Consider the following 21,805-nt stretch of genomic DNA (forward strand, 5'->3'; position numbering starts at 1 on the left):
CCACAGTGTCCATCGCCACCACGATCGAGCTCATCTCCAACGGCAAGGCCGACGGCAGCACCTGCACCCCCGACCTCGCCGCGCCGACCTGGGACTTCGACAGCCGCCCGGGCTACGGCCCCGGCTCGTCGATGTCCGACGTCATCCCGACCTCCGCACCGCGGCAGGGGCAGCTCCCCGACGAGTACCGGACCGCGAGCGACGCGGAACTCCACGAGCGCATCGAGCGGGCGAAGGCGACGCTGGGGGACCGGGTCGTCGTGCTCGGCCACTTCTACCAGCGCGACGAGGTCGTCCGGCACGCGGACTTCCTCGGCGACTCGTTCCAGCTCGCGAACGCCGCCCTGACCCGGCCCGACGCCGAGGCCATCGTGTTCTGCGGCGTCCACTTCATGGCGGAGACGGCGGACATCCTCGCCCGTGACGACCAGCGTGTGGTCCTGCCGAACCTCGCCGCCGGGTGCTCGATGGCGGACATGGCCGACATCGACAGCGTCGAGGCGGCCTGGGCCGAGCTCGCCGCCGTGTACGGCACCGAGCCCGACGCCGACGGCCGCGTGCCGGTGATCCCCGTCACGTACATGAACTCCGCCGCCGACCTCAAGGCGTTCTGCGGCCGGAACGGTGGGATCGTCTGCACGTCGTCGAACGCGGCGACCGTGCTCGAGTGGGCGTTCGAGCGGGGGCAGCGCGTGCTGTTCTTCCCCGACCAGCACCTCGGTCGGAACACCGCGAAGGCCATGGGGATCAGCACCGACCGCATGCCCATGTGGAACCCGCGGAAGGCGCTCGGCGGCAACGACGCACAGACCCTGCTCGACGCGCAGGTGGTCCTCTGGCACGGGTTCTGCTCGGTGCACCGCCGGTTCACGGTCGAGCAGATCGACCAGGCCCGTCGGGAGGACCCCGGTGTGCAGGTCATCGTGCACCCCGAGTGCCCGATGGCCGTCGTGGACGCCGCGGACGCTGCGGGCAGCACCGACCTCATCCGCCGGACCGTCGCCGCCGCCACCGAACCGACCTCGTTCGCGATCGGGACCGAGATCAACATGGTGAACCGGCTCGCGGCCGAGTACCCGCAGCACCGGATCACCTGCCTCGACCCCGTCGTCTGCCCCTGCTCGACGATGTACCGGATCCACCCGGGCTACCTCGCCTGGGTGCTCGAGGCACTCGTCCGCGGCGAGGTCCTCAACGAGATCACGGTGCCCGCCGACGTGCAGGCCGACGCCCGGGTCGCGCTCGAGCGCATGCTCGCCGCGAAGCCCCGCGGCTGACGGCCCCGCGCGAGGACACCGGGGACCGCACCGTGCACGTCGTCATCGTCGGGTCCGGCATCGCCGGGCTCACCGCCGCGATCCGCGCCAGCGCCCGCCACGACGTCACCCTGGTGACGAAGGGCGGGCTCGCCGACGGCGCCACCGCCGCTGCCCAGGGCGGGATCGCCGTCGCGCTCGGCGCCGACGACACCGTCGCGCTGCACGAGCACGACACCCACGTCGCGGCCGTCGGTGGGGCCGATGCGCGCGCCGTCGCGCTGCTCTGCGCCGACGGGCCCGCCCGGGTGCGGGACCTGCTCGCGCTGGGCGTCCCGTTCGACCGGACGTCGGACCCCGCGTCCCTCGACCGCCACGGCGACGACCTGGCACGCGGGCGCGAGGCCGCGCACGGTCGCTGGCGCGTCCTGCACGCCGACGGCGACGCCACGGGCGCCGCGGTCGAGCGCACGCTCGTCGCCGCCCTGCACCGGCAGCACGTCACGGTCCTGGAGCGCACCTGCCTCACCGACCTGGTCGTCCGGGACGGAGCGGTGGTCGGTGTGGACGTGCTCGACCTGCTCGGCGAGCCCCGACGCATCGAGGCGGACACGGTCGTGCTCGCCTCCGGGGGCGCCGGCCACCTGTACCGCGAGACGACCAACCCGCTGGTCGCGACCGGCGACGGTGTCGCAGCGGCCTGGCGGGCGGGGGCCGTCCTCGCCGACCTGGAGTTCGTCCAGTTCCACCCGACCCGGCTGGCCGTGCCCGACGGTGGGCTCGTCTCCGAGGCGGTCCGCGGCGAGGGTGCCGTCCTGCGCGACGCCGCCGGACGACGCTTCATGAGCGCCGTGCACCCGGACGCCGAGCTGGCGCCGCGCGACGTGGTCGCCCGCGGCATCGCGGCCGCCGTCCGCGACCAGGGCGGCGCCCCCGTGCTCCTCGACGCCACGGGGCTCGGCGCGGACCGGCTCGTCGCACGCTTCCCCGGCCTCACCCGCGCGACCCGCGCGGCCGGCTTCGACTGGACGCGGGAGGGCGTGCCGGTCGCCCCGGCGGCGCACTACGCGATGGGCGGGATCGCCACCGACAGCGAGGGGCGCACCAGCCTCCCCGGACTCCTCGCCGTCGGCGAGGCCGCCTGCACCGGCGTCCACGGCGCGAACCGACTCGCGTCGAACTCCCTGCTCGAGGGGCTCGTCTTCGGCGTGCGGACCGCCGACGCGATCGGTGCCCCACGACCCGCGCAGCTGCGCCTGCGCGGCGACGCGGCCCTGCCCGTGCGCACCGTCCCCGACGACCAGGTGGGCACGGAGGCGGAGCCGCACCGTGCCTCCCGGCCGGACGGAGGGGTGCCGGGATCGACGCCGCACGGGACGGACCGCAGCGGACGGCCTGGAGGCGCCGCCCACCCGGACCGTGCCACCGACCTCCGGCAGGCGGTCCAGACCGAGATGACGGAGCGGGTCGGCCTGCTCCGGGACGCGGACGGACTCGCCGCCGCACGTCGCGCGCTCGCTGCGCTCCGGTCGCCGGTGGCGCGCACCGTGCGGGACCACGAGGACCGCGCCCTGCTCGACCTGGCGCGGGTCACCGCGCTCGCGGCGGCTTCCCGGACCGAGTCGCGCGGGGCGCACGCGCGCACCGACCACCCGGAGACCGATCCCTCCGTGCCGGTGTCGAGCGGGTGGGTCCGCGCCGTCCGGCGCGGCAGCGCCCCGGCCTCCGTCCAGTCCAGCAGCACAGCGCAGTCCAGCAGCACCGCGCAGTGCAGCAGCACCGCGCCCGTCCAGCAGGGAGTCCCCGCATGACCACCACAACCGCAGCCGACCCCGGGACGATCCCGCCGCACGCCCTGCGTCGCGTGATCGAGACGGCGCTCGAGGAGGACGCTCCGTGGGGTGACGTCACGAGCGAGACGCTCATCCCCGTCGACGCCCGCGCGACCGCGACCCTGGCCGCCCGCGAACCCGGCGTGCTGTCCGGCGGCGCGGTGTTCGCCGCCGTGATGCACGCCGTCGACCCCACGGTGCGCACGGAGCTGCACCTGGCCGACGGCGAGCCCTTCGATGCCGGACAGGTCCTCGCCACGGTGCACGGCCCTGCGCGCTCGGTCCTGCGCGCCGAGCGGGTCGGGCTCAACCTGGTGCAGCGGATGTCCGGCATCGCGACCGTCACCGCGCGGTACGTCGCGGCCGTCTCGGGGACGGGCGCACGCATCGTCGACACCCGCAAGACCACTCCGGGCCTCCGGGCCGTCGAGCGGTACGCCGTGCGCTGCGGCGGTGGCCACAACCACCGGAACTCGCTGTCCGACGCCGTCCTCGCCAAGGACAACCACCTGGCCGTGCTGCTCGCCGGCGGCACCGCGATCGGCGACGCCGTCCGCGGAGCCCGTGGACGGCTCGGGCACACGGTCCACTTGGAGGTCGAGGTCGACCGGCTCGACCAGGTCGAACCCGTGGTCGCGGCCGGTGTCGACACGATCATGCTCGACAACTTCACGCCGGAGCAGCTCGTCGAGGGCGTGCGGCTGGTCGCGGGCCGTGCGCTCGTCGAGGCCTCCGGCGGGGTCTCGCTCGACACGGTGGGCGCCATCGCGCGCACCGGGGTCGACGTCGTCTCCGTCGGCGCACTCACCCACTCGGCGCGGGCGCTCGACCTCGGGCTCGACGTCGACGTGACCGGCGGCTGACCCGGTGTTCTACCTCGACCGCGCCGCGACCACCCCGGTCCGCCGCGAGGTGCTCGAGGCGATGTGGCCGTACCTCACCGGCGTCTTCGGCAACCCGTCGTCCACGCACGGGGTGGGTGAGGCGGCCGCCCGGGGACTCGCCGACGCCCGGGCGACGATCGCCCGGTTCCTCGGGTGCCGTCCGGGCGAGGTCGTCCTCACCACCGGCGGCACCGAGGGTGCGAACACCGCGGTCAAGGGCATCGCGCTCGCGGCACCCCGCGGCCGGCACGTCGTCACGAGCGCGATCGAGCACGAGGCGGTGCTCGAGAGCTGCCGGTACCTGGAGCGCCACCACGGGTTCACCGTCACGCTCGTGCCGGTCGAACGCGACGGGACCGTGACGCCCGAGGCGCTCGCGCGGGTCGTCCGTCCGGACACCACGCTCGTCTCGGTGGCACACGCCGACAACGAGGTCGGCACCGTGCAGGACCTCCCGGCCCTCGCGGCGGTCGCGCACCGCGTCGGGGCCCGGTTCCACACCGACGCCGTGCAGAGCGCTCCGTGGCTGCCCCTCGGGCTCGACCGGCTCGGCGTCGACGCGCTGTCGTTCTCCGGGCACAAGCTCGGCGCACCGAAGGGCACCGGCGCACTCGCGGTCCGGGGTGGGGTACCGCTCGAGCCGCTGCTGCACGGCGGGGGACAGGAGCGGGGGAGACGGTCGGGGACCGAGGACGTCGCCGGAGCGGTCGCCCTCGCCACCGCGGTGTCGCTCGTCGAGGGGGCCCGGGGCGCCGCTGCCGCCCGTGCGACCGTGACCCGGGACGCCGTGGTCGAGGGCGTGCTGGCGTCGGTGCCCGGTGCCGTGCTGACCGGGGCGGCGCCGGTCGGGTCGGCGCTGGGCGGGGCGGGTCGGCTCCCGGGGCACGCGTCGTTCTGCTTCCCGGCGGTGCCGGGTGGTCCGCCGGCGGTCAACGGCGAGACCGTGCTGCTCGAACTCGAGGAGCGCGACGTCGTGACCTCCTCCGGGAGCGCCTGTGCCGCGGGGAGCACCGAGGCCTCACACGTCCTCACCGCCCTCGGGCTGTCGGAGGACACCGCGCGCACGGCCCTGCGACTGACGTTCGACGACGGGCTCACGGACGAGGACGTGGCCGTCGTGGTGCGGGTGGTCGCGGAGTCGGTCGCCGCGGTTCGGCGCCTGAGCTGAGTGTACTAGACGTTCTACTCCACAGTTGGGGGTGATGTCCCCCCTTCTGCGGACAGCGATCGTCCGTCACCATGGAGCCATGGCGAACGCGATCACCACCCGGGACCGACAGGAGGTCCCCTTCCGTGCGGTCCAGCTCCTGCCGGCACCCGCGACCGTGGTCGCCATCGCACTCGCCGCGCAGCACGACCTCGGCACCGCCCCGCTCGGCGCCATCGCGACCGTGGGGGCACTCGCCACCGTCGTGAGTGCCCTGCTCCCGACGGTCGGCACCGCGGCACTCCGTCGGGCCATGCCCGCCCCCAGCGAGACGGACCGGTACCGAGGAGACACCGAACACCTCTGAGGAACCCACCACCCGAGGCCAGCACCGCGCGGTCCCGTCCCCCCCGGGGCCCGCGGTGCTCATGACCGGACGCAGCACCCCTGACCGCGTCCGGCGCCGGACACGACATCCCCTGTCGTCGTGCCCGAGCGGCCGCCGCGCCCGTCGTGGACGCGGCGCCGGACCCTGACCGGCGCCGCACCCCCTGTCAGTCCACGACGGGTCGCGGTGGCGTCGAACGGCCGCGCAGCTGCCGTCCCGCCGTCGAGCGGCGGCCGCCCGGTCGTCGTGCCCGGGGGTGAGCGTGTCAGCGTGCCGGCGGCTCGGGGACGCCCGGCCAGACGTAGTCCAGGTCGTCGGGTACGTCGGGGAACAACGGTCGGTAGTGCTCCGGCGCCTTCTGCACGAGCTTCGACCGGTGCGAGGCGTGCACCGCCGGGTCGGTGTTCCACGCGGGCACCGCGAAGTCGCCGCGCTCGTACGCGACCAGGTCCTCGGGGACCAGCCCGAGGTCGGCCAGGGTCTTCTCCAGGCAGGTGTCGGCGTGCCCGCGCTCGAGCCACACCCGGCACGTCGCGTCCTGGTAGGCCATCAGCGCCGGGCGGTACCCGCGCCACATGGCGACGACGGGGTGGTGCTGCCAGCCGTAGTCCGGCAGGGTCAACGCCCGCATCACCTGCAGGGTCTCGACGCGCTGCTTGCCGAGTCGCTTGTCGTCGAGGACCTCGGCCGAGGCGCGGAAGTCGGCGTACGGCAGGAACGTCTGCATCACCCGGACGGTACCCGCGCGTGCTGGTGGGCGACACAAGTCGTCACACCCGGACGGGCCCTCGGACGACGTGTGAGCATCGACCGCATGGACGGAGCACTCGTCGTCGGCGTCAGCGGCAGCCCATCGGACCCCTCGCGCACCTCGACCCTGGTCGGGGCGACCGTGGCGCGCATGGCGGAGGACCTGCCGGACGCCCGGACCGCACAGGTCGAGATCGGACCCCTGCTCGCGGACCTCGGTGCCGCGCCCTCCCGCGAGGCGATGTCGGACCGCACCCGGCGAGCGCTCGAGACCGTCGAGGCAGCGGACGTGCTCGTCGTCGGCAGCCCGGCGTTCCGGGCCGCCTACTCCGGTGCCTTCAAGCTCTTCTTCGACTGGGTGGGGCAGTACGACCTCGTCGACACCCCGGTGCTCCTGACCGCCACGGGCGGCAGTGACCGGCACGCACTGCTCGTCGAGCACCAGATGCGGCCGCTGTTCGGCTTCTTCCAGTCGACGACCCTGCCGCTCGGCGTGTTCGGGAACGAGCGCGACTTCACCAAGCGCGAGGGCGGGTACGACATCGCCAGCGTCGACCTCGAGCTGCGCATCGACCAGGCGGTCCGGCGCGCGCTGCCGATCGTCCGCGGAGGGTTCGCCGCCGTCGGCGCCGACGACGTCCGCCGTCCCGCCGACTTCTAGCCGCCGCCCGCCCGCCGCTCGCCCTCGCACGACGCGCCGCCGAGCGGGCACGACACGCCGCGCGTCGTCCGCCGAGGGGGCGATGTACGTCACGGTCGAGCGCGACCGTGACGTACATCGCCCGTTCGGAACCTCACCGGGACGGGACGTCTGGACGCGGGGCGGACGGGAGGCGCGTGGCGGGCGGGTGCCGCGCCTCCAGGCCGTCAGTCGGTCGGGTCGGCCACCAGTGACGCGACGTGGGCGACCGCCAGGCGGTATCCGTCGGCGCCCGCACCGGCGATGACCGCGGTCGCCGCGGTCGCGACGTGGTCGACGTGCCGGAACGGCTCGCGCTTCCACGTGTTCGAGAGGTGCACCTCGACGACCGGGACGCTCAGTGCCTCGACTGCGTCGTGCAGCGCGACCGAGGTGTGCGCGTAGGCGGCGGGGTTGATGACCACCGCGACGAAGTCGTCGAGCGCCTCGTGCAGCCACTCGACGAGCTCGCCCTCGCGGTTGGTCTGCCGGAAGTCCGCCTCGAGCTCGTGGACCGCCGCCTCGGTGTGCACGATCGCCTCGAGCTCGGCGAGCGTCACGGTGCCGTACTGTGCCGGGTCGCGACGCCCGAGGATGTCGAGGTTCGGCCCGTTCAGGACGAGGATCCGCCGGGGGCGTGTCGTGGTGTCGGTGACCGGCTCGCTCATGGGGAGAGCCTACCGAGCGGCGGGGCTGCAGCGACGGCGACGGATGCGCGAGCTATGTGAACGGTCACATCGCGGTGTAACGTTCCCGCTCGGGTCGGCGCAGTTGCCGACTGCAACACACTGATGTGGAGATCGCATGGTTCTCGCTGCGGCGACCAACGGGATCCGGCTCGAACTGGGCTGGGTCGACTACTTGATGATCATCGTGTACTTCGCGGTGGTCATCGGCATCGGGTTCACCGCCCGCAAGCAGGTGCGGACGAGCATGGACTTCTTCCTGTCCGGCCGCTCGATGCCGGCCTGGATCACGGGCCTCGCCTTCGTGTCCGCGAACCTCGGCGCGACCGAGATCCTCGGCATGGCCGCGAACGGCGCACAGATCGGCATGGCGACGCTGCACTACTACCTCATCGGTGCCGTGCCCGCGATGGTGTTCCTCGGGCTCGTGATGATGCCCTTCTACTACGGGTCCAAGGTCCGGTCGGTGCCGGAGTTCATGCTCCGCCGCTTCGGCAAGGCGCCGCACCTGGTGAACTCGATCGCGTTCGCGGTGTCGAACGTGCTCATCGCCGGCATCAACCTCTACGCCATGGCGATCGTCATCGAGGCGATGCTCGGCTGGCCGGAGTGGCTCGCGATACTGGTGTCCGCCGCGTTCGTGCTCGCCTACATCACCCTCGGTGGCCTGAGCAGCGCGATCTACAACGAGGTCATGCAGTTCTTCGTGATCATCGCGGGCCTCGTGCCGCTGACGATCGTCGGCCTGCACCGTGTCGGCGGGTGGGGCGGTCTCACCGAGGCCATCAAGCAGACCCAGGGCGTGCAGCACCTGCAGGCCTGGACGGGCACCGGCATCGGCGACGTCACGAACCCGATCGGGGCGAACTGGCTCGCCATCGTGCTCGGCCTCGGCTTCGTGCTCTCCTTCGGCTACTGGACGACGAACTTCACCGAGGTGCAGCGCGCGTTCTCGGCGAAGAACATGTCGGCAGCCCGCCGGACCCCGCTCATCGCGGCGATCCCGAAGCTCTTCATCCCGTTCATCGTCGTCGTGCCGGGGCTCATCGCCGCGGCCGTCGTGGGCAACCAGTTCGCCTCGGGGGAGCTGACCTACAACGACGCGATCCCGAAGCTCATCCAGATGTACCTGCCGACCGGCGTGCTCGGCATCGCGGTGACGGGTCTGCTCGCCTCGTTCATGGCGGGCATGGCGGCGAACGTCTCGTCCTTCAACACCGTCTTCACGTACGACATCTGGCAGCGGTACATCAAGCCGAACATGCCCGACCTGCACTACCTGAAGACCGGTCGCTGGGTCACGGTCGTCGGCGTGGTCGTCGGCATCGGCACGGCGTTCCTCGCCGCGCAGGCCGGCAACATCATGACCTACATGCAGACGCTGTTCTCGTTCTTCAACGCACCGCTCTTCGGCGTCTTCATCCTCGGACTCCTGTGGAAGCGGATGACCACCCAGGGCGCGCTCTGGGGCTACGTGCTCGGCATCGTGACGCCGACGATCACCTGGATCGCGTACCTCGTGAACCCGTCGCTGTTCTCGACGGCGACCGCCGAGACGATGTACGGCGCGATCATCTCGTTCGTCACGGTGCTCGTCGTCGGCGTGCTCGTCTCGCTCGCCACGAAGCCGAAGGACGTGTCGGAGCTCGGCGGCCTGGTGTACGGCGTCGGCAAGATCGACATGACCGCCGGAGCCGTCGCGACGGACACCGCCTGGTACCGCTCGCCCGCGCTGCTCGGCACCGTCGCGCTCGTGCTGTGCGTCGCCCTCTACCTGCCGTTCCTCTAGGCCCGGACCCGAAGGAGTACTCCCATGCGTGAGGACACCACGAAGCTCACCGAGGAGCAGGCGGCGCTCGTCCGCTCCACCCGCCGACTCGACCTGCGCCGCATCCTCGGCGGCCTGTTCGTGCTCTACGGCGTGATCACCACCATCGTCGGCATCGTCCACTGGGACACCGACCCCGAGAAGACCGGCGGCATCCACATCAACCTGTGGGTCGGGCTGTCGCTGCTCGTCGGCGGGCTGCTCTTCTTCCTGTGGGACCGGCTGAACCCGGTGCCCGCCGAGGACATCGTCGGGCAGGCCGAGGCCGAGGCCGACCAGCGCGCCGCAGGCGAGGGGCGCGAGCGGGTCTGACCCCGCTGCGCCGCTGCGCCCGCTCGGCGAGAACGGGCGTACCTGGTGAGAACGGGCGTACCGGGTCGGATCATCCGACCAGGTACGCCCGTTCTCACATTCCATCTCGGGCGTTCTGGGAAGGAACGGGCGGCCGGGACGCGGTCGGCCCCGGGACGGGACGGTTGCGCTCGACGGGCGGCTGCGCCAGGTTGGTGCTCGACGAAGGGAACCACCGTGGAGCAGATGGTGTTCATCAACCTGCCGGTCACCGACCTGGACCGGGCAGTCGGCTTCTACGAGGCGCTCGGCTACACGGTGAACCCGGAGTTCACCGACGAGACCGCCGCGTGCATCGTCGTGAGCAGCACCGTGTACGTGATGCTCCTCACGCATGCGAAGTTCCAGGAGTTCACCGACGGGACGATCGCCGCCCCCGGGACGGTCGAGGTGATCAACTCGCTGAGCGCAGCCTCGAAGGACGAGGTGCACCGCATCGTCGACGCCGCCGTCATGAGCGGCGGGAACGAGGACCGCCCGGAGACCGACCTCGGCTTCATGTACCAGCGCAGCTTCACCGACCCGGACGGCCACCGGTGGGAGTACGTCTGGATGGACCAGGCCGCGATGACGGGCGACGGCACCGACCGGTGACCCCGGGGTCGTCGGTGCGGTCGGCCAGGATGGACGCGTGAGTGACGACCCGACGATGATCCCCGACGGCCTCGTGACCGGAGAGGACGGCCTCGCGCGCCCGGTCTGGGCCGCGACCGACCCGATGCTCCGCGAGTACTACGACACCGAGTGGGGCATGCCGGTCCGCGACGAGCGCGGGGTGTTCGAGCGGTTGTCGCTCGAGGCGTTCCAGTCCGGGCTGTCCTGGCGCACGATCCTGGCCAAGCGCCCCGCGTTCCGCGCGGCCTTCGCGGACTTCGACCCGGACGTGGTCGCGGTCTTCGGGGACGACGACGTCGAGCGCCTGATGGCGGACGCCGGCATCGTCCGGAACCGGGCGAAGATCCGCGCGACGATCACGAACGCGAACGCGACGATCGCCCTGCGCGCCGACGGTGGGCTCGCCGACCTCGTGTGGTCCTTCCGGCCGGACGCGACACCGGCGCCGCGGACGATCGCCGAGGTCCCGACGACGAGCGAGGCGTCCGTGGCGCTGTCGACGGCCCTGCGGAAGCGCGGGTTCGCGTTCGTCGGGCCCACGACGATGCACGCCCTGATGGAGGCACTCGGCATCGTCGACACGCACCTGGTCGGCAGTCACCGACGCGGCACGTCCGGCGTCTGGGCCTGACGGAGACCGAGCCCGACAACGGCCGAGCGGGACGGCGTCTCGGGCCCGGATCGACCCTGCTCAGTCGAGCGGGAGCTGCATCTGCGTCGCGGTGACGCGGTAGCCGAGCGCGGCGTACAGGTCCTGCGCGCCCGTGTTGTACCCGAACAAGTTGAGCCCGATGCTCGTGGCGCCGTGCTCACGGGCGACCCGCTGCCCGGCCTCGAGCGCCCGTCGGGCGTGACCGCGGCGACGGAACGGCTCGTCGACCTCGACGTCGAACACCCACCACTCGGTGCTGCCCGACGAGAACGGTCCGATCCAGAGGTACCCCACGACGGCGTCCGCGTCGTCGACCAGGTCCCAGACGAAGTGGTCGGGCAGGGGTGCCTCGTCCGGGAACCACTGGTCGAGCGACCGCTGCTTGTTCGCCTCGGCCTGCTCGCGGGTCTCACCGGCCCGCATGCGCGATCCGACGTACTCCGCCATCGTGCGGTCCAGCCAGGCCGGGAGGCGCGTGGCCGGCATCGGGACGAGCCGCGTGTCCGTCACCGGTTGCCCTTGGACCCGCGTTTCGGCTTGCCGTTGCCGAGTCGCTGGGTGCCCGGTCGTCCGGTCCCGCGCGGCTTGCGCGCGCCCTTGCCGCCCGCCTTGCCGCCGGCGGCCTGCTTCGCGGTGGCCTTGCCACCACCGGCGCGGGCGGTGCTGCCGCGACCGGCTCCGGAGCCGTCCCGCGTTCCGCGCGAGCCGGCGTCGTCGGCGTTCGTCGTGCCTCCCGGTCGGTCGGCGGCGTTCCGCGAGCTGTTGGCGGTGCGACCGCGCACGACACCGATGAACTCCTCGGTGGTGTCGGAGGCGTCCGCGTCGCGCCAGACGAGGGCGATCCGGGTGCCCGCTGCGCCGTCGAGGGGCTTCGCCACCAGGTCCTTGCGGCTGGCCGCGCGGAAGAGGGACTGGGGGAGCACGACGACCCCGACGTTCGCCTCGACCAGGTCGAGGGCGGCGGACACGTCCTCCGGCACGGGCCCGGCGTCGACGACGTGCACGTCGGCCAGGTCGGCCTCGGTCACCACGTCGGAGGAGGCGAGGGACGCGTCCTTCGGCATCGCGACGACGGCCGTCTCGGTCCAGAGCGGGATGGCGTTGAGGTGGGCGCCGACGGGCATCCGGGCGAAGGCCATGTCGGCCTCGCCGGTGAGCGCGTCGTCGACCTCGGTCGGTCCGATCGGCAGCAGGCCGAGCTCGGCGTCCGGGAAGCGTTCCCGCCAGACCCGGACCCACTTCGCGGGGGAGACCCCCGGGACGAAGGCGATGGTGAGGGCCGCGGTCATGCAACCGAGTGTAGGGGCCGTACCCTGGTACGCATGGCGCAGGAACAGACGATGAAGCCCGAGACGGCTGCGAAGAAGCTCGGCATCCTGCTGGCGGCAGCCCCGGAGTCGTTCCGCGCGGAGCCGGTCACCCGGACCGCCTTCGACGAGCTCCGCACGCAGCCGCCGGCGTGGCTCGAGGAACTCCGTCGCGAAGGGCCGCACCCGCGTCCGGTCGTCGCGCAGAAGCTCGGCGTGTCGATCTCCGGCCTCGTGCGTGCCGGGGTCGAGGAGCCCCTGACCACCGCCGAGGTCAAGGCCCTCCTGCAGGAGATGCCCGAGTGGCTCGTGCGTGAGCGTGCGACGCAGGCCGAGGTGCACGCCGAGAACGCCCGCGTGAAGCAGGAGCGTGCCGACAAGGCCGCTGCGCGCGCCCAGGACTGACCGACCGGACCGACCCGGACGCCGCTCGCCGTGACCGCCGTGCACGAGACCGTCGCCGACGCGATGCTCGTCGTGCCGCAGTTCGCATCGGTCTGCTGCATCGTGGGGGACCGCTACCGGCCCCGACCGGGTGTGATCCTCCCCGCCGCGGTGATGCTCGTGGCGATGGTGCTCCCCGTCGTGCAGGCGGGCGCCTCGTGGACGCTGCTGGCCGCGGCGACGCTGCTGCTCCTCGCGCCGCTGCCCGTGCTGCGGCGCCGTCGGCCGGACGGGCGTCGGGCGGAGCCGATGGACGTGCACCGGGCACTGTCGTCGGTCGTGATGGCCGGCATGCTCCTGATGGGGCACGCGACCGGGCTGTCCGACGGGCACGCCGGACACGGGATCGCGCTCTCCGCGGTCCTCGGAGCCGGTGTGATCGGCTACTGCGCGTTCAGCGGGTGGCTGCTCCGGTACGAGTGGGCGCGCGAGGACCGTCGAGCCGTCCGCAGCGGTGAGGTCTTCGCGATGACGGTCGCCGTGGTCGGGATGACGCTGGCGATGTAGCGCGGGGGTCGACCAGCGGTAACGTCGGGGCGTGTCCGACCGAACCGTCCGTCGCCCCGATCCCGCACCGCGCCTCGACGAGGTCGACGAGCGCATCCTCTGGACCCTCGCCGGCGACGCCCGGATGCCGAACAACCGGCTGGCGGCCGCGGTCGGGGTCGCGCCGTCCACGTGCCTGACGCGGGTGCGCGCGCTCGAGGACGCCGGGGTGATCCGCGGCTACCGGGCCGACGTCGACGTCGCGAAGCTCGGGTTCGCGATCGAGGCGATGGTGTCCGTCCGGGTGCACGCCGCGGCCCGGCACGAACTGCGCGACTTCGCGAAGCGCCTGCTCCGGGTGCCCGTCGTGCAGGACGTGGCGTTCCTCGCCGGCGACAAGGACTTCCTCGTGCACATCGCCTGCACGTCGACGGAGCAGCTGCGGGACTTCGTCGCCGACGAGCTGAGCGGGGACCCCGCCGTCGCGACGACGCAGACGAACATCGTGTTCGAGCGGCTCGTCGCGGACCGCGCGCACCAGGGGCGGTCGTTCGACGAGCTCCGCCGCTGGCGCGCCTGACCCGGGCCGACGACCTCGCACCGACCCGGGACGCGGACGACAGTGCGCTCAGCGGGTGCGCATCATCGGGACGTGCGGGATGGCGTCCTCGAGGAAGTCGTCGCCGGACCGCACGAAACCGAACCGGCCGTACCACTGCTCGAGGTGCGCCTGCGCGTTGATCGCGATCGACGACGAGCGGGACTCGGCGATCGCCGCCTCCATGAGCTGCGCCCCGAGCCCCTGCGACCGCGCGTGCCGGGCGGTGGCGACGCGGCCGATGCGCTCGGTGCCGTCGTCCTCGCGGAGCAGCCGGAGCGTGGCGTCCACCGAGCCCTGTCCTGCCCAGAACTGCACCGTGCCCGGCTCGAGGTCGCGGCCGTCGATGTCCGGGTAGGCGCACTCCTGCTCGACGACGAACACGTCCTGTCGGAGCCGCAGGATCTCGTGCAGCGTCACGATGTCGAGGTTGCGCGTCGGGGCGGAGAAGATCGAGACCACGTGCGGCCTTTCCTGAGAATTTCTTCCGTGACCGGTTCCGGTCCGGGATCGATCGGCGTACAGTGCCGGTCAACCACTCTACGTGCGCAGCCGAGATCAGGAGGTGAGCGCATGGACCAGCCGTTGCGCGACCCCTGGCGCGCGCTGCTCCGGACCGCCCTCGTGGGCGTCGGGGTCGCCGCTGCGCTCGTGCTGCTCTCGCTGCTCCTCGGTGCCCGTCCGGCCGCAGCAGCCGAGGGGGCTCCGCAGCAGCGCGGGCTGGTCAGCGGGCTGGTCCAGGACGTCGGCGACACCGTGCAGGGAGCGACGCAGGCCGTCGACAGTGCGGTCGCCCCCGTGCGGCAGGCCGTCGCACCGCCCGCCGCTGCCCCGGTGCCAGCGGCTCCGGCTCCCGCCCCCGCTGCTCCGGCTCCCGTCGCTGCCGCTCCGGCTCCTGCCGCCGCGGCTCCCGCCCCGGCGCGTCCCGCACCGCCGGCACCGCCGGTCGTGCAGCACGCCGCACCGGCCGTCCCAGCGACCAGCCCGCAGACGCCGGCGGCCCAGCAGACGACGACCGCACAGCAGACGCCGGCGGCCCAGCAGGCCCCGTCCACGCCGCAGGCGTCGCCGACTCCGCCGACCGGCACCGCCGCGATCCCGGCCACGCCGACGACCGCCGGTGGTGAGGACGTGGCGAGCAGTGCCTCCCGGCCGCTCACCGACACCCTCACCGGCGCCCTCCGCCCCGTCACCGAGACGGTGCAGACGGTCACGGGAGCACGGCCCGTCACGGGCGTCGTCGACACGGTCGACAGCGTGGTCGGCGCCCTCCCGGTGACCCGCGACCTGCTCGGTGACGACACCGTCGGCACCGTCACCGCGCCGGTCACCGGAGCGCTCGACGACGTGGTCGACGGTGTCGGGACGACCGTCGGATCGCTGCCCGGCACGGTCGAGCAGGTCCTCCCGCCCGTCGAGGACGCGCTCCCGGTCCTGCCGCTCCCGGTGACGCCGGTCCTGCCGCTCCCCGTCTCGCCGGCCCCGCTGCCGCCCCTCCTGCCGGGAGGCACGGCGCCCGTCCCCGGGACCGCGCCGACCCCGGTGGGCGGCACGGACGAGCAGCCGGTGCGCGTCCGGCACGACGCGCCCACCCCGGCCTCCGCCGTCGCCGTGGACGGCGCCAGCGGCCCACTGACGGTGGCCGGTGTCCCGGCAGTACCGGGTGACGTCGCACGCGACGTCGCTCCGGCCATCGAGCACGTGGCGGTCGCCACCGTCGTCGGTGCTGCCGCCCCGGCCGCTCCGGTGCCGGCCGCGGCGACCGTCGGCGGGGCGGCGCTGCTCGTCCCGGCGGACGGCGACGGCCACGACGGCCTCCCGTCCGGCCCGGGCGTCTCCGGTGCCGCGGGCGGTGCCACCTCCGGCTCCGCGGGCGCCGCGCCCGTCGGGCTCGACGGCACCTCCGGTGTCCGGTTCTCCCTCGTTGTGGGGTCACGCGGCAGCCTCGCCGACGACGTGGTCCCCGCGTCCGTCGTCGGCGACCACGACGTCGCTCCTGACTGAGATCGGTGCGCCTGTCCAGCACGGCAGGCATGCACCACCCGACCGCGATCGCGGTCGGAGGACAGATCTCGATCAGTGAGGAACGAACGACCATGAACAAGTACGTCTCGAGAGGGCTCTGGTTCACCCTCTTCGTCGGCGGCCTGACGCTCGGGGGGACCGCGGTGGCGAACGCCGCCACGACCTCCGGTGACGACGGCCTCCTGTCCGGCACCCAGGTGGCACCGTCGATCAGTGCCCCGGTGTCCGTCTCCGGGAACGCCCTCGGGGTGCTCGGCGACGCCGTGTCCACGACCGGCTCGGCTCCGGCTCCCGCTCCGGCTGCTCCGGCTCCGGCTCCTGCCCCTGCCCCTGCGCCGGGCACCTCGGGTGACGACGGCATCGCGTCCGGCACCCAGGTCGCGCCCGTCGTGACGGCACCGGTGCAGGCGACCGGCAACGCGGTCGCCGTGGCGGGCGACGCCGTGGCGACCGCTCCGGCGCCCGCTTCGGCTCCCGCGCCCGCCCCGGCTCCTGCTCCTGCTCCGACGACGACCGGCTCGGACGCTGTCGCGTCGGGGACGCAGGTCGTCGGTGACGTCACAGCTCCGGCGTCGGTCACCGGCAACGCCGTCGGTGTCGCGGGTGACGCGGAAGCCGCTCAGGCGTCCGCTCCGGCCGCAGCGACGAGCAGCCCGGAGGTCCCCGAACCGGCAGCCGAGCCGGTGACGTCCGGTTCGGACGGCATCGGCTCCGGGACGCAGGTCGCCCCGGTCGTGTCCGTCCCCGTGACCCCCGGCGGCAACGGCATCGGGGTGCTCGGTGACGGCTCCGCGACGGGGACGGCGCCGACCGCTGCCCCGGGTTCGGGTTCGGGTTCGACTCCGACCGCGGGTGGCACGACGTCCGGTGACGACGCTGTGCTCGGTGGCACGCAGGTGTCACCGATCGTCGACCTGCCGATCACGATCGGTGGGAACGGCATCGGCGTCGTCGGTGACGACACCAGCACCGGCACCGGGACGACCGGCACCGGCTCGGGTTCGGGTTCGACCCCGGTCGCGGATGGCACGACGTCGGGTGACGGCGGCGTGGGCTCCGGGACGCAGGTCGCCCCGGTCGTCTCGATCCCGGTGACCGTCGGCGGGAACGGCATCGGCGTCGTCGGAGACGGCACCAGCACCGGCACCGGCACGACCGGCACCGGCTCGGGTTCGACCCCGGTCGCGGGTGGCACGACCTCCGGTGACGGCGGTCTGCTCGGCGGGACGCAGGTGATCCCCGTGATCAGTGTGCCGATCACCGTCGGCGGGAACGGCATCGGCATCGTCGGTGACGGCACCAGCACCACGACCCCGGGCACGACCCCGGGTACCGACCCGGGCACCGACCCCGGTACGGACCCGGGCACCGACCCCGGTACTGACCCCGGTACGGACCCCGGTACGGACCCGGGTACTGACTCCGGTACGGACCCGGGCACTGACCCCGGTACGGACCCGGGGACCGACCCCGGTACGGACCCGGGCGTGACGCCCGGTGACACGACGGGCGGGACGACCCCCGGCACCTCGGTGCCGGAGGCGACCACCGTCCCGGTCGCGAGCACGGAGGTCACCGCGGCCGGCGCGGTCACGGCGACCAGCGCCTCCCGGTCGACCGTGGCGTCCTCGACGGGGACGACCGCCGCTGCTGCGCCGGCGGCGCAGCCGGAGCTCGCGTACACCGGAGCCGGCTCGCAGACGGTCCCGGCGGGCATCGCGTTCCTGCTCCTGCTCCTCGGAGCCGGCGTGCTCGTGCTCCGCAGGCGCACCGCCTGACACCAGGGAGTCGGAGGGGCGTCGTCCGCGGCGCCCCTCCGACCCGTGTCCGCGAACCGGATGCCGCTGTGGAGCGCCTGGAGCATCCCTGGGAGCGATCAGTGCCCAACCTGTGCGCAGTGGAAGCGCTTCCGAGGCTGTGCGGCAGCGGTGCGGGGCCACGATGAACCCGTGCTCCACGAACTCCTCCGCGTCCCGATCACCGGCAGCCGCCTGCTCGTCCCGGTGTACGTCCTCGCAGCCCTCCTCGCCGGGTGGGTCCTGGTCGGTCCGGTGCACGAGCGGCACCGGCTGCGCCGTGCCGCGGTCCGGGTCGGGGGAGCGGCGGTCGGAGCGGCGATCGGCCTCGTCGCCGTGTGGTGGACCGGCGACGTGCAGGACGACTTCGGCGTGCAGTTCACCCCGGTCACCCGGATGTGGGTGGCGTTCGCGTTCGCGGGCGTGGCGCTCCTGCTCGTCGTGGCGGTGCAGGGCGGGTGGCTCGCACGGGTCCTCGCCGTCGCCGCGGCCGGTGCGCTCCTGCTGTCGGCGGGCCTCGGCGTCAACGTGGACTTCGGGTTCTACAAGAACATCGAGCAGGCCGTCGCGACCAACCCCTACCGGAGCCGGGACCTGCCGCCGCTGTCGGACCCGGGGTCGCACCTCGAGGTCGACGCGGCGGACTGGCACGCGCCGGCGGGCATGCCGTCGAAGGGCGAGACCATCAGCGTGACGATCCCGGGGACGGTGTCGCACTTCCGGGCGCGCAAGGCGGTGGTCTGGCTCCCGCCGGCCGCACGGGTGGCCCACCCGCCGCGGCTGCCCGTCCTCGTCGCGCTCTCCGGGCAGCCCGGGCAACCGGCCGACATGTTCCAGACCGGCGACCTCGGCAGCTTCCTCGACCGCTACGCCGCCGCGCACCACGGTCTCGCCCCGATCGTCGTGTCGCCGGACCAGCTCGCGGCGCCGAACCGGAACCCGATGTGCGTGGACTCCCGGCGCCTCGGCAGGAGCGCCACCTACGTGATGACCGACACGGTGCACTGGATCGAGCGGCACCTGCCGGTCGCCAGCGGAGCAGGAGCCTGGGGCATCCTCGGGTTCTCGCAGGGCGCGACGTGCACGATGCAGTTCTCCACCGAGCACCCCGACGTCTTCGGTGCGGCCCTGGCGATCTCGAGCGAGCTCGCCCCGGTGACCGGCGACGCGCAGCGGAGCACCGCGTTGGCGTTCGGTGGTTCGGCTGCCGCCTACCGTGCCGCGGCGCCCGTCGCGATCATGGCGGCGCACGGGCCCTACCACGACCACCTCACCGTCTTCGGCTACGGTCAGGACGACGGCCCCTACCGGGCGTCGACCGAGACCCTGCACGCCGCAGCGGTCCGTGCGGGCATGCAGACGCAGGTCATCGTGTCGCCGGGTTCGGCGCACGACTGGAACACCGTGCGGTACGTGCTGGCCCACGGACTGCCGGTCGTCCTGGCACACCTCGGTCTCCCGCAGGAGGACGGTGCGCTGTGAGCAGGACCACGTCAGGAGCGGCCGCCTTCGGGTCGCGGATCGTCAGGTCGACCCGGCGGCACCCGGTCACGGCGGTCGTCGTCGTCCTCGTGCTCCTCACCTCGATCGCGGGCCTCGTCGTCCGCGTCGTCGGGCACACCGGCTCCCTGGACACCGTGCACTTCGGACCCTTCCGGGTCTTCGCCGTCACCACCGGGGCGCTGGCGCTCGTCCTCACCCTCGCCGGGGTCGTGGCGCTCGTCGGGGCGTCGGAGCGACTGATGGGCAGCAGGCGGACGGCCCTCGCGTTCGTCGTGACCACCGTCGTCGGCACGGGGCTCGGCGCCCTCACGGCCCTCGTCGACCAGGACGACCGCGCGGCCGGCGCGCTGCTGCTCGGACGCGCGACGAGCTTCGACCCGTGGACGGCCATCGTCGGGACGATCGTCACCGCGAGCGCGTTCGCCGGCCCGCTGTGGCGCCGACGGATCCGGGTCAACGTCGTCGCCGTCGTCGCCGCGCTGCTGCTGTACGCCGGACACGCCTCGGACCTCTACGCATCGCTCGCGGCGGCGGCCGGGTGGCTGCTCGGCGACCTGCTCCGCCGGGGCCCCGCCCGGATCGGCTGGACCAGGAGCTCGCACCGCGAGACCCGGGTCCTGCTCGGCACCGTGGTCCTCGTGTCGGCCGTGGGTCCGGTCATCGCGCTCCTCTCCCGTGCCCGCGTCGGGCTCCTGGCCCCGCTCGCGGCCGTCGTCGGCACCGGGCCGGTCACCCCCGTCCACGGCTGCCACGCGGACAGCGCGTCGGGCGAGTGCCTGCGGGGGCTGCTGGCGTACCGGGCCACCGACCCGTGGACGCTCGTGCTCGCGGTCGCACCGCTCCTCGTGCTCCTCGTCGCCGGCCTCGGGCTGTTCCGGGGGAGTCGCTTCGCGGTCTGGCTCGCCGTGGTCGTCGACGTCGTGCTCGCCGTCGCGGCCGCCGTGACCTACGGGCTCCTGCCCGCCGGGGCGGCGGAGCTGCACGGGGCCGAGAACCGGTTCGTGGTCACCGTCTCGGTGACCGCCTCCGTCGTCGTGCCGCTCGCCACCGCGCTCGTGCTCGTGCTGCTCCGCCGTTCGTTCACGGTGCTGCCCGCACGGCGACGCGTCGTGACCTTCGCCGTGGTCGTCCTCGTCGCACTCGGCGTGGTGACGACCGTCGTGCTCGTCACCGCGGCGTCCACGCGCGAGACGGTCGCGGACCCGCTGCGGCTCGTCGTCGCGGCGCTCGGCCCGCTGTCGCCCGTGGTGTTCTGGGACCGGCTGGCGTCCCTCGACCCGGCGCTGCGCTTCGTGCTCGGCGCCGCTGGCCCGGTGCTCTGGCTGGTCGTGGCCGGTGCCGCCGTCCGTCCCACGGGCGCCGTCGAGCCGGACGCCGACGTCGACGGACTCCGCGAGAGCCGACTCCGCGCCCGCACGCTGCTCGAGGCCGCCGGCGGCGACACCTTCGGGTGGATGACCACCTGGCAGGGCAACGCGTACTGGTTCAGCGAGGACGGCCGCGCCGGTGTCGCGTTCCGCCGCAATGGGCGGGTCGCGGTGACGGTCGGCGGTCCCTTCGGGTGGCCGGACGCCCGCGACGCGGCGATGGTCGCGTTCGCGCGGTGGTGTGACGACAACGGCTGGACCGCCGTCTTCTACGGCATCGGGACCGAGGCCGCCGGGACCCTCACCGCGCAGGGGTGGGAGACGCTGCCGGTCGCGGAGGACGCCGACCTCGACCCCCGCACGTGGACCACGAGCGGCAAGAAGAAGCAGGACGTCCGCACCGCCGTGAACAAGGCGGACCGCGAGGGCATCACCGCCCTGTGGTCCTCGTGGCAGGACCTGCCCCCGGCGACGGTCCGGCAGATCGAGGCGATCTCCGAGGAGTGGGTCTCGGAGCGCGAGCTGCCCGAGATGGGCTTCACGCTCGGTGGCGTCGACGAGATGCGGGACCCGGCGGTGCGCACGCTCGTCGCGCTCGACCCCGAGGGCACCGTCCTCGCCGTCACGAGCTGGCTGCCGAGCCACCGGGCCGGCAGGGTCGTGGGGTGGACGCTCGACGTGATGCGGCGCACGGGCGCGGCCCCGAACGGGGTGATGGAGTTCCTCGTTGCGAGTGCGGCGCAGCGGATGCGCGAGGACGGCGTCGAGCGGCTCAGCTTGTCCGCCGCACCGCTCGCGCAGTCCGCGGAGGGTGCCCCCACGGGCGAGGGTGTGCAGGACCTGCTCGACCTGGTGGGCGGCGTGCTCGAACCGGTCTACGGGTTCCGCTCGCTGCTGCGCTTCAAGGCGAAGTTCGGGCCGGAGTTGCACCCGCTGGTGCTCGCCTACCCGGACCCGGTGGCGCTCCCGGCGATCGGTGTCGCCGTCGTGCGGGCCTACCTGCCGGACCTGTCCCTGCGGCAGGCGGTGGCGCTGGTCCGCGGGCGGAGCTGAGACCGGTCCGGCCGTGTCGGACCGACGCCGGCGTCCCGCACGCACCACGGGACGGACGGGAGGCCCGTGGCGGCGCCGCCCCGCGCCTCCCGTCCGTCCCGTGCCCGGCAGGCATCTCCGCGTCACACGGGGCAACGGCCCCGGACGGGCGCCCGGTG

22 protein-coding genes are annotated in these 21,805 nt (G+C 73.7%); 17 read left to right on the forward strand and 5 right to left on the reverse strand.

Going from position 1 to position 21,805, the window contains the following annotated elements; genetic code table 11:
- The first annotated feature begins 5 nt into the window (after positions 1–5).
- The 5 genes from nadA (at position 6) to JOD95_RS11255 (ending at position 5,486) form a co-directional block, all read left to right on the forward strand.
- Positions 6–1,277 (forward strand): quinolinate synthase NadA, encoded by a 1,272-nt coding sequence (gene nadA / locus JOD95_RS11235; RefSeq protein ID WP_066655365.1) that lies wholly within the window; start codon positions 6–8, stop codon positions 1,275–1,277.
- A 32-nt stretch (positions 1,278–1,309) separates the two neighbouring features.
- On the forward strand, positions 1,310–3,067 hold the full coding sequence (locus JOD95_RS11240; RefSeq protein WP_209685016.1) for an L-aspartate oxidase: 1,758 nt from the start codon (positions 1,310–1,312) through the stop codon (positions 3,065–3,067).
- On the forward strand, positions 3,064–3,951 hold the full coding sequence (nadC, locus tag JOD95_RS11245; protein WP_209685017.1) for a carboxylating nicotinate-nucleotide diphosphorylase: 888 nt from the start codon (positions 3,064–3,066) through the stop codon (positions 3,949–3,951). The genes JOD95_RS11240 and nadC overlap by 4 nt, the downstream gene beginning before the upstream one ends.
- 4 nt (positions 3,952–3,955) lie before the next feature.
- The gene (locus JOD95_RS11250) at positions 3,956–5,140 is read left to right on the forward strand and encodes a cysteine desulfurase family protein (RefSeq protein ID WP_209685018.1); all 1,185 of its coding nucleotides are present in this window, start codon (positions 3,956–3,958) and stop codon (positions 5,138–5,140) included.
- A 79-nt stretch (positions 5,141–5,219) separates the two neighbouring features.
- Positions 5,220–5,486 (forward strand): hypothetical protein, encoded by a 267-nt coding sequence (locus tag JOD95_RS11255; protein WP_066655361.1) that lies wholly within the window; start codon positions 5,220–5,222, stop codon positions 5,484–5,486.
- 286 nt (positions 5,487–5,772) lie between these two features.
- On the opposite strand, the gene JOD95_RS11260 is transcribed toward JOD95_RS11255, so the two are convergent.
- On the reverse strand, positions 5,773–6,234 hold the full coding sequence (locus JOD95_RS11260) for an MSMEG_6728 family protein (protein ID WP_209685019.1): 462 nt from the start codon (positions 6,232–6,234) through the stop codon (positions 5,773–5,775).
- 87 nt (positions 6,235–6,321) lie between these two features.
- Between JOD95_RS11260 and JOD95_RS11265 the strand changes: the two genes are divergently transcribed.
- Entirely contained in the window at positions 6,322–6,918 is a 597-nt protein-coding gene (locus JOD95_RS11265) for an NAD(P)H-dependent oxidoreductase (protein WP_209685020.1), read from the forward strand.
- Between the two features lie 206 nt (positions 6,919–7,124).
- On the opposite strand, the gene aroQ is transcribed toward JOD95_RS11265, so the two are convergent.
- Positions 7,125–7,604 carry a type II 3-dehydroquinate dehydratase gene (aroQ, locus tag JOD95_RS11270; RefSeq protein ID WP_209685021.1) on the reverse strand — a complete coding sequence of 160 codons (480 nt, stop codon included), beginning with the start codon at positions 7,602–7,604 and terminating at the stop codon, positions 7,125–7,127.
- A 136-nt stretch (positions 7,605–7,740) separates the two neighbouring features.
- On the opposite strand from aroQ, the gene JOD95_RS11275 reads away from it, so the two are divergent.
- The 4 genes from JOD95_RS11275 to JOD95_RS11290 all read left to right on the forward strand — a co-directional run bounded on the left by JOD95_RS11275 (position 7,741) and on the right by JOD95_RS11290 (position 11,047).
- On the forward strand, positions 7,741–9,411 hold the full coding sequence (locus tag JOD95_RS11275; RefSeq protein WP_066655354.1) for a sodium:solute symporter family protein: 1,671 nt from the start codon (positions 7,741–7,743) through the stop codon (positions 9,409–9,411).
- A gap of 24 nt (positions 9,412–9,435) precedes the next feature.
- Positions 9,436–9,762, forward strand: coding sequence for a hypothetical protein (locus tag JOD95_RS11280; protein ID WP_194074877.1), 327 nt, complete (start codon positions 9,436–9,438; stop codon positions 9,760–9,762).
- 225 nt (positions 9,763–9,987) lie between these two features.
- Positions 9,988–10,395, forward strand: coding sequence for a VOC family protein (locus tag JOD95_RS11285; protein ID WP_245172227.1), 408 nt, complete (start codon positions 9,988–9,990; stop codon positions 10,393–10,395).
- A gap of 55 nt (positions 10,396–10,450) precedes the next feature.
- Positions 10,451–11,047 carry a DNA-3-methyladenine glycosylase I gene (locus JOD95_RS11290; protein ID WP_066658490.1) on the forward strand — a complete coding sequence of 199 codons (597 nt, stop codon included), beginning with the start codon at positions 10,451–10,453 and terminating at the stop codon, positions 11,045–11,047.
- Between the two features lie 60 nt (positions 11,048–11,107).
- Here JOD95_RS11290 and JOD95_RS11295 read toward each other — a convergent pair whose 3' ends face one another.
- Positions 11,108–11,578 (reverse strand): N-acetyltransferase, encoded by a 471-nt coding sequence (locus JOD95_RS11295; protein WP_209685022.1) that lies wholly within the window; start codon positions 11,576–11,578, stop codon positions 11,108–11,110.
- Positions 11,575–12,357 (reverse strand): LysR family transcriptional regulator substrate-binding protein, encoded by a 783-nt coding sequence (locus tag JOD95_RS11300; protein ID WP_209685023.1) that lies wholly within the window; start codon positions 12,355–12,357, stop codon positions 11,575–11,577. The genes JOD95_RS11295 and JOD95_RS11300 overlap by 4 nt, the downstream gene beginning before the upstream one ends.
- 33 nt (positions 12,358–12,390) lie before the next feature.
- On the opposite strand from JOD95_RS11300, the gene JOD95_RS11305 reads away from it, so the two are divergent.
- Genes JOD95_RS11305 through JOD95_RS16960 form a run of 3 tightly spaced genes read left to right on the forward strand, consistent with a single transcriptional unit; the run spans position 12,391 to position 13,885 of the window.
- Positions 12,391–12,780: a DUF5997 family protein gene (locus JOD95_RS11305; RefSeq protein WP_066655342.1), complete on the forward strand. Its 390-nt coding sequence runs from the start codon at positions 12,391–12,393 to the stop codon at positions 12,778–12,780.
- Between the two features lie 30 nt (positions 12,781–12,810).
- Positions 12,811–13,326, forward strand: coding sequence for a hypothetical protein (locus tag JOD95_RS11310; protein WP_209685024.1), 516 nt, complete (start codon positions 12,811–12,813; stop codon positions 13,324–13,326).
- A gap of 31 nt (positions 13,327–13,357) precedes the next feature.
- Complete coding sequence (locus JOD95_RS16960; protein WP_066655337.1) at positions 13,358–13,885, forward strand: Lrp/AsnC family transcriptional regulator; 528 nt, start codon at positions 13,358–13,360, stop codon at positions 13,883–13,885.
- 48 nt (positions 13,886–13,933) lie between these two features.
- On the opposite strand, the gene JOD95_RS11320 is transcribed toward JOD95_RS16960, so the two are convergent.
- Positions 13,934–14,365, reverse strand: coding sequence for a GNAT family N-acetyltransferase (locus JOD95_RS11320; protein WP_209685025.1), 432 nt, complete (start codon positions 14,363–14,365; stop codon positions 13,934–13,936).
- A 111-nt stretch (positions 14,366–14,476) separates the two neighbouring features.
- Between JOD95_RS11320 and JOD95_RS11325 the strand changes: the two genes are divergently transcribed.
- The 4 genes from JOD95_RS11325 (at position 14,477) to JOD95_RS16715 (ending at position 21,647) form a co-directional block, all read left to right on the forward strand.
- Positions 14,477–15,907, forward strand: coding sequence for a hypothetical protein (locus JOD95_RS11325; protein ID WP_209685026.1), 1,431 nt, complete (start codon positions 14,477–14,479; stop codon positions 15,905–15,907).
- Positions 15,908–15,936: 29 nt separating this feature from the next.
- Entirely contained in the window at positions 15,937–17,706 is a 1,770-nt protein-coding gene (locus tag JOD95_RS16710; protein ID WP_209685027.1) for a hypothetical protein, read from the forward strand.
- 171 nt (positions 17,707–17,877) lie between these two features.
- A complete protein-coding gene (locus JOD95_RS11335; RefSeq protein WP_307810426.1) occupies positions 17,878–19,206 on the forward strand; it encodes an alpha/beta hydrolase-fold protein in 1,329 nt (442 codons plus the stop codon).
- On the forward strand, positions 19,203–21,647 hold the full coding sequence (locus JOD95_RS16715; protein WP_209685028.1) for a bifunctional lysylphosphatidylglycerol flippase/synthetase MprF: 2,445 nt from the start codon (positions 19,203–19,205) through the stop codon (positions 21,645–21,647). Before JOD95_RS11335 ends, JOD95_RS16715 begins: the two co-directional genes overlap by 4 nt.
- Positions 21,648–21,805: the final 158 nt, after the last annotated feature.

Origin of the sequence: Curtobacterium sp. 1310 (assembly GCF_017834105.1) — a bacterium.
Taxonomy (GTDB): domain Bacteria; phylum Actinomycetota; class Actinomycetes; order Actinomycetales; family Microbacteriaceae; genus Curtobacterium.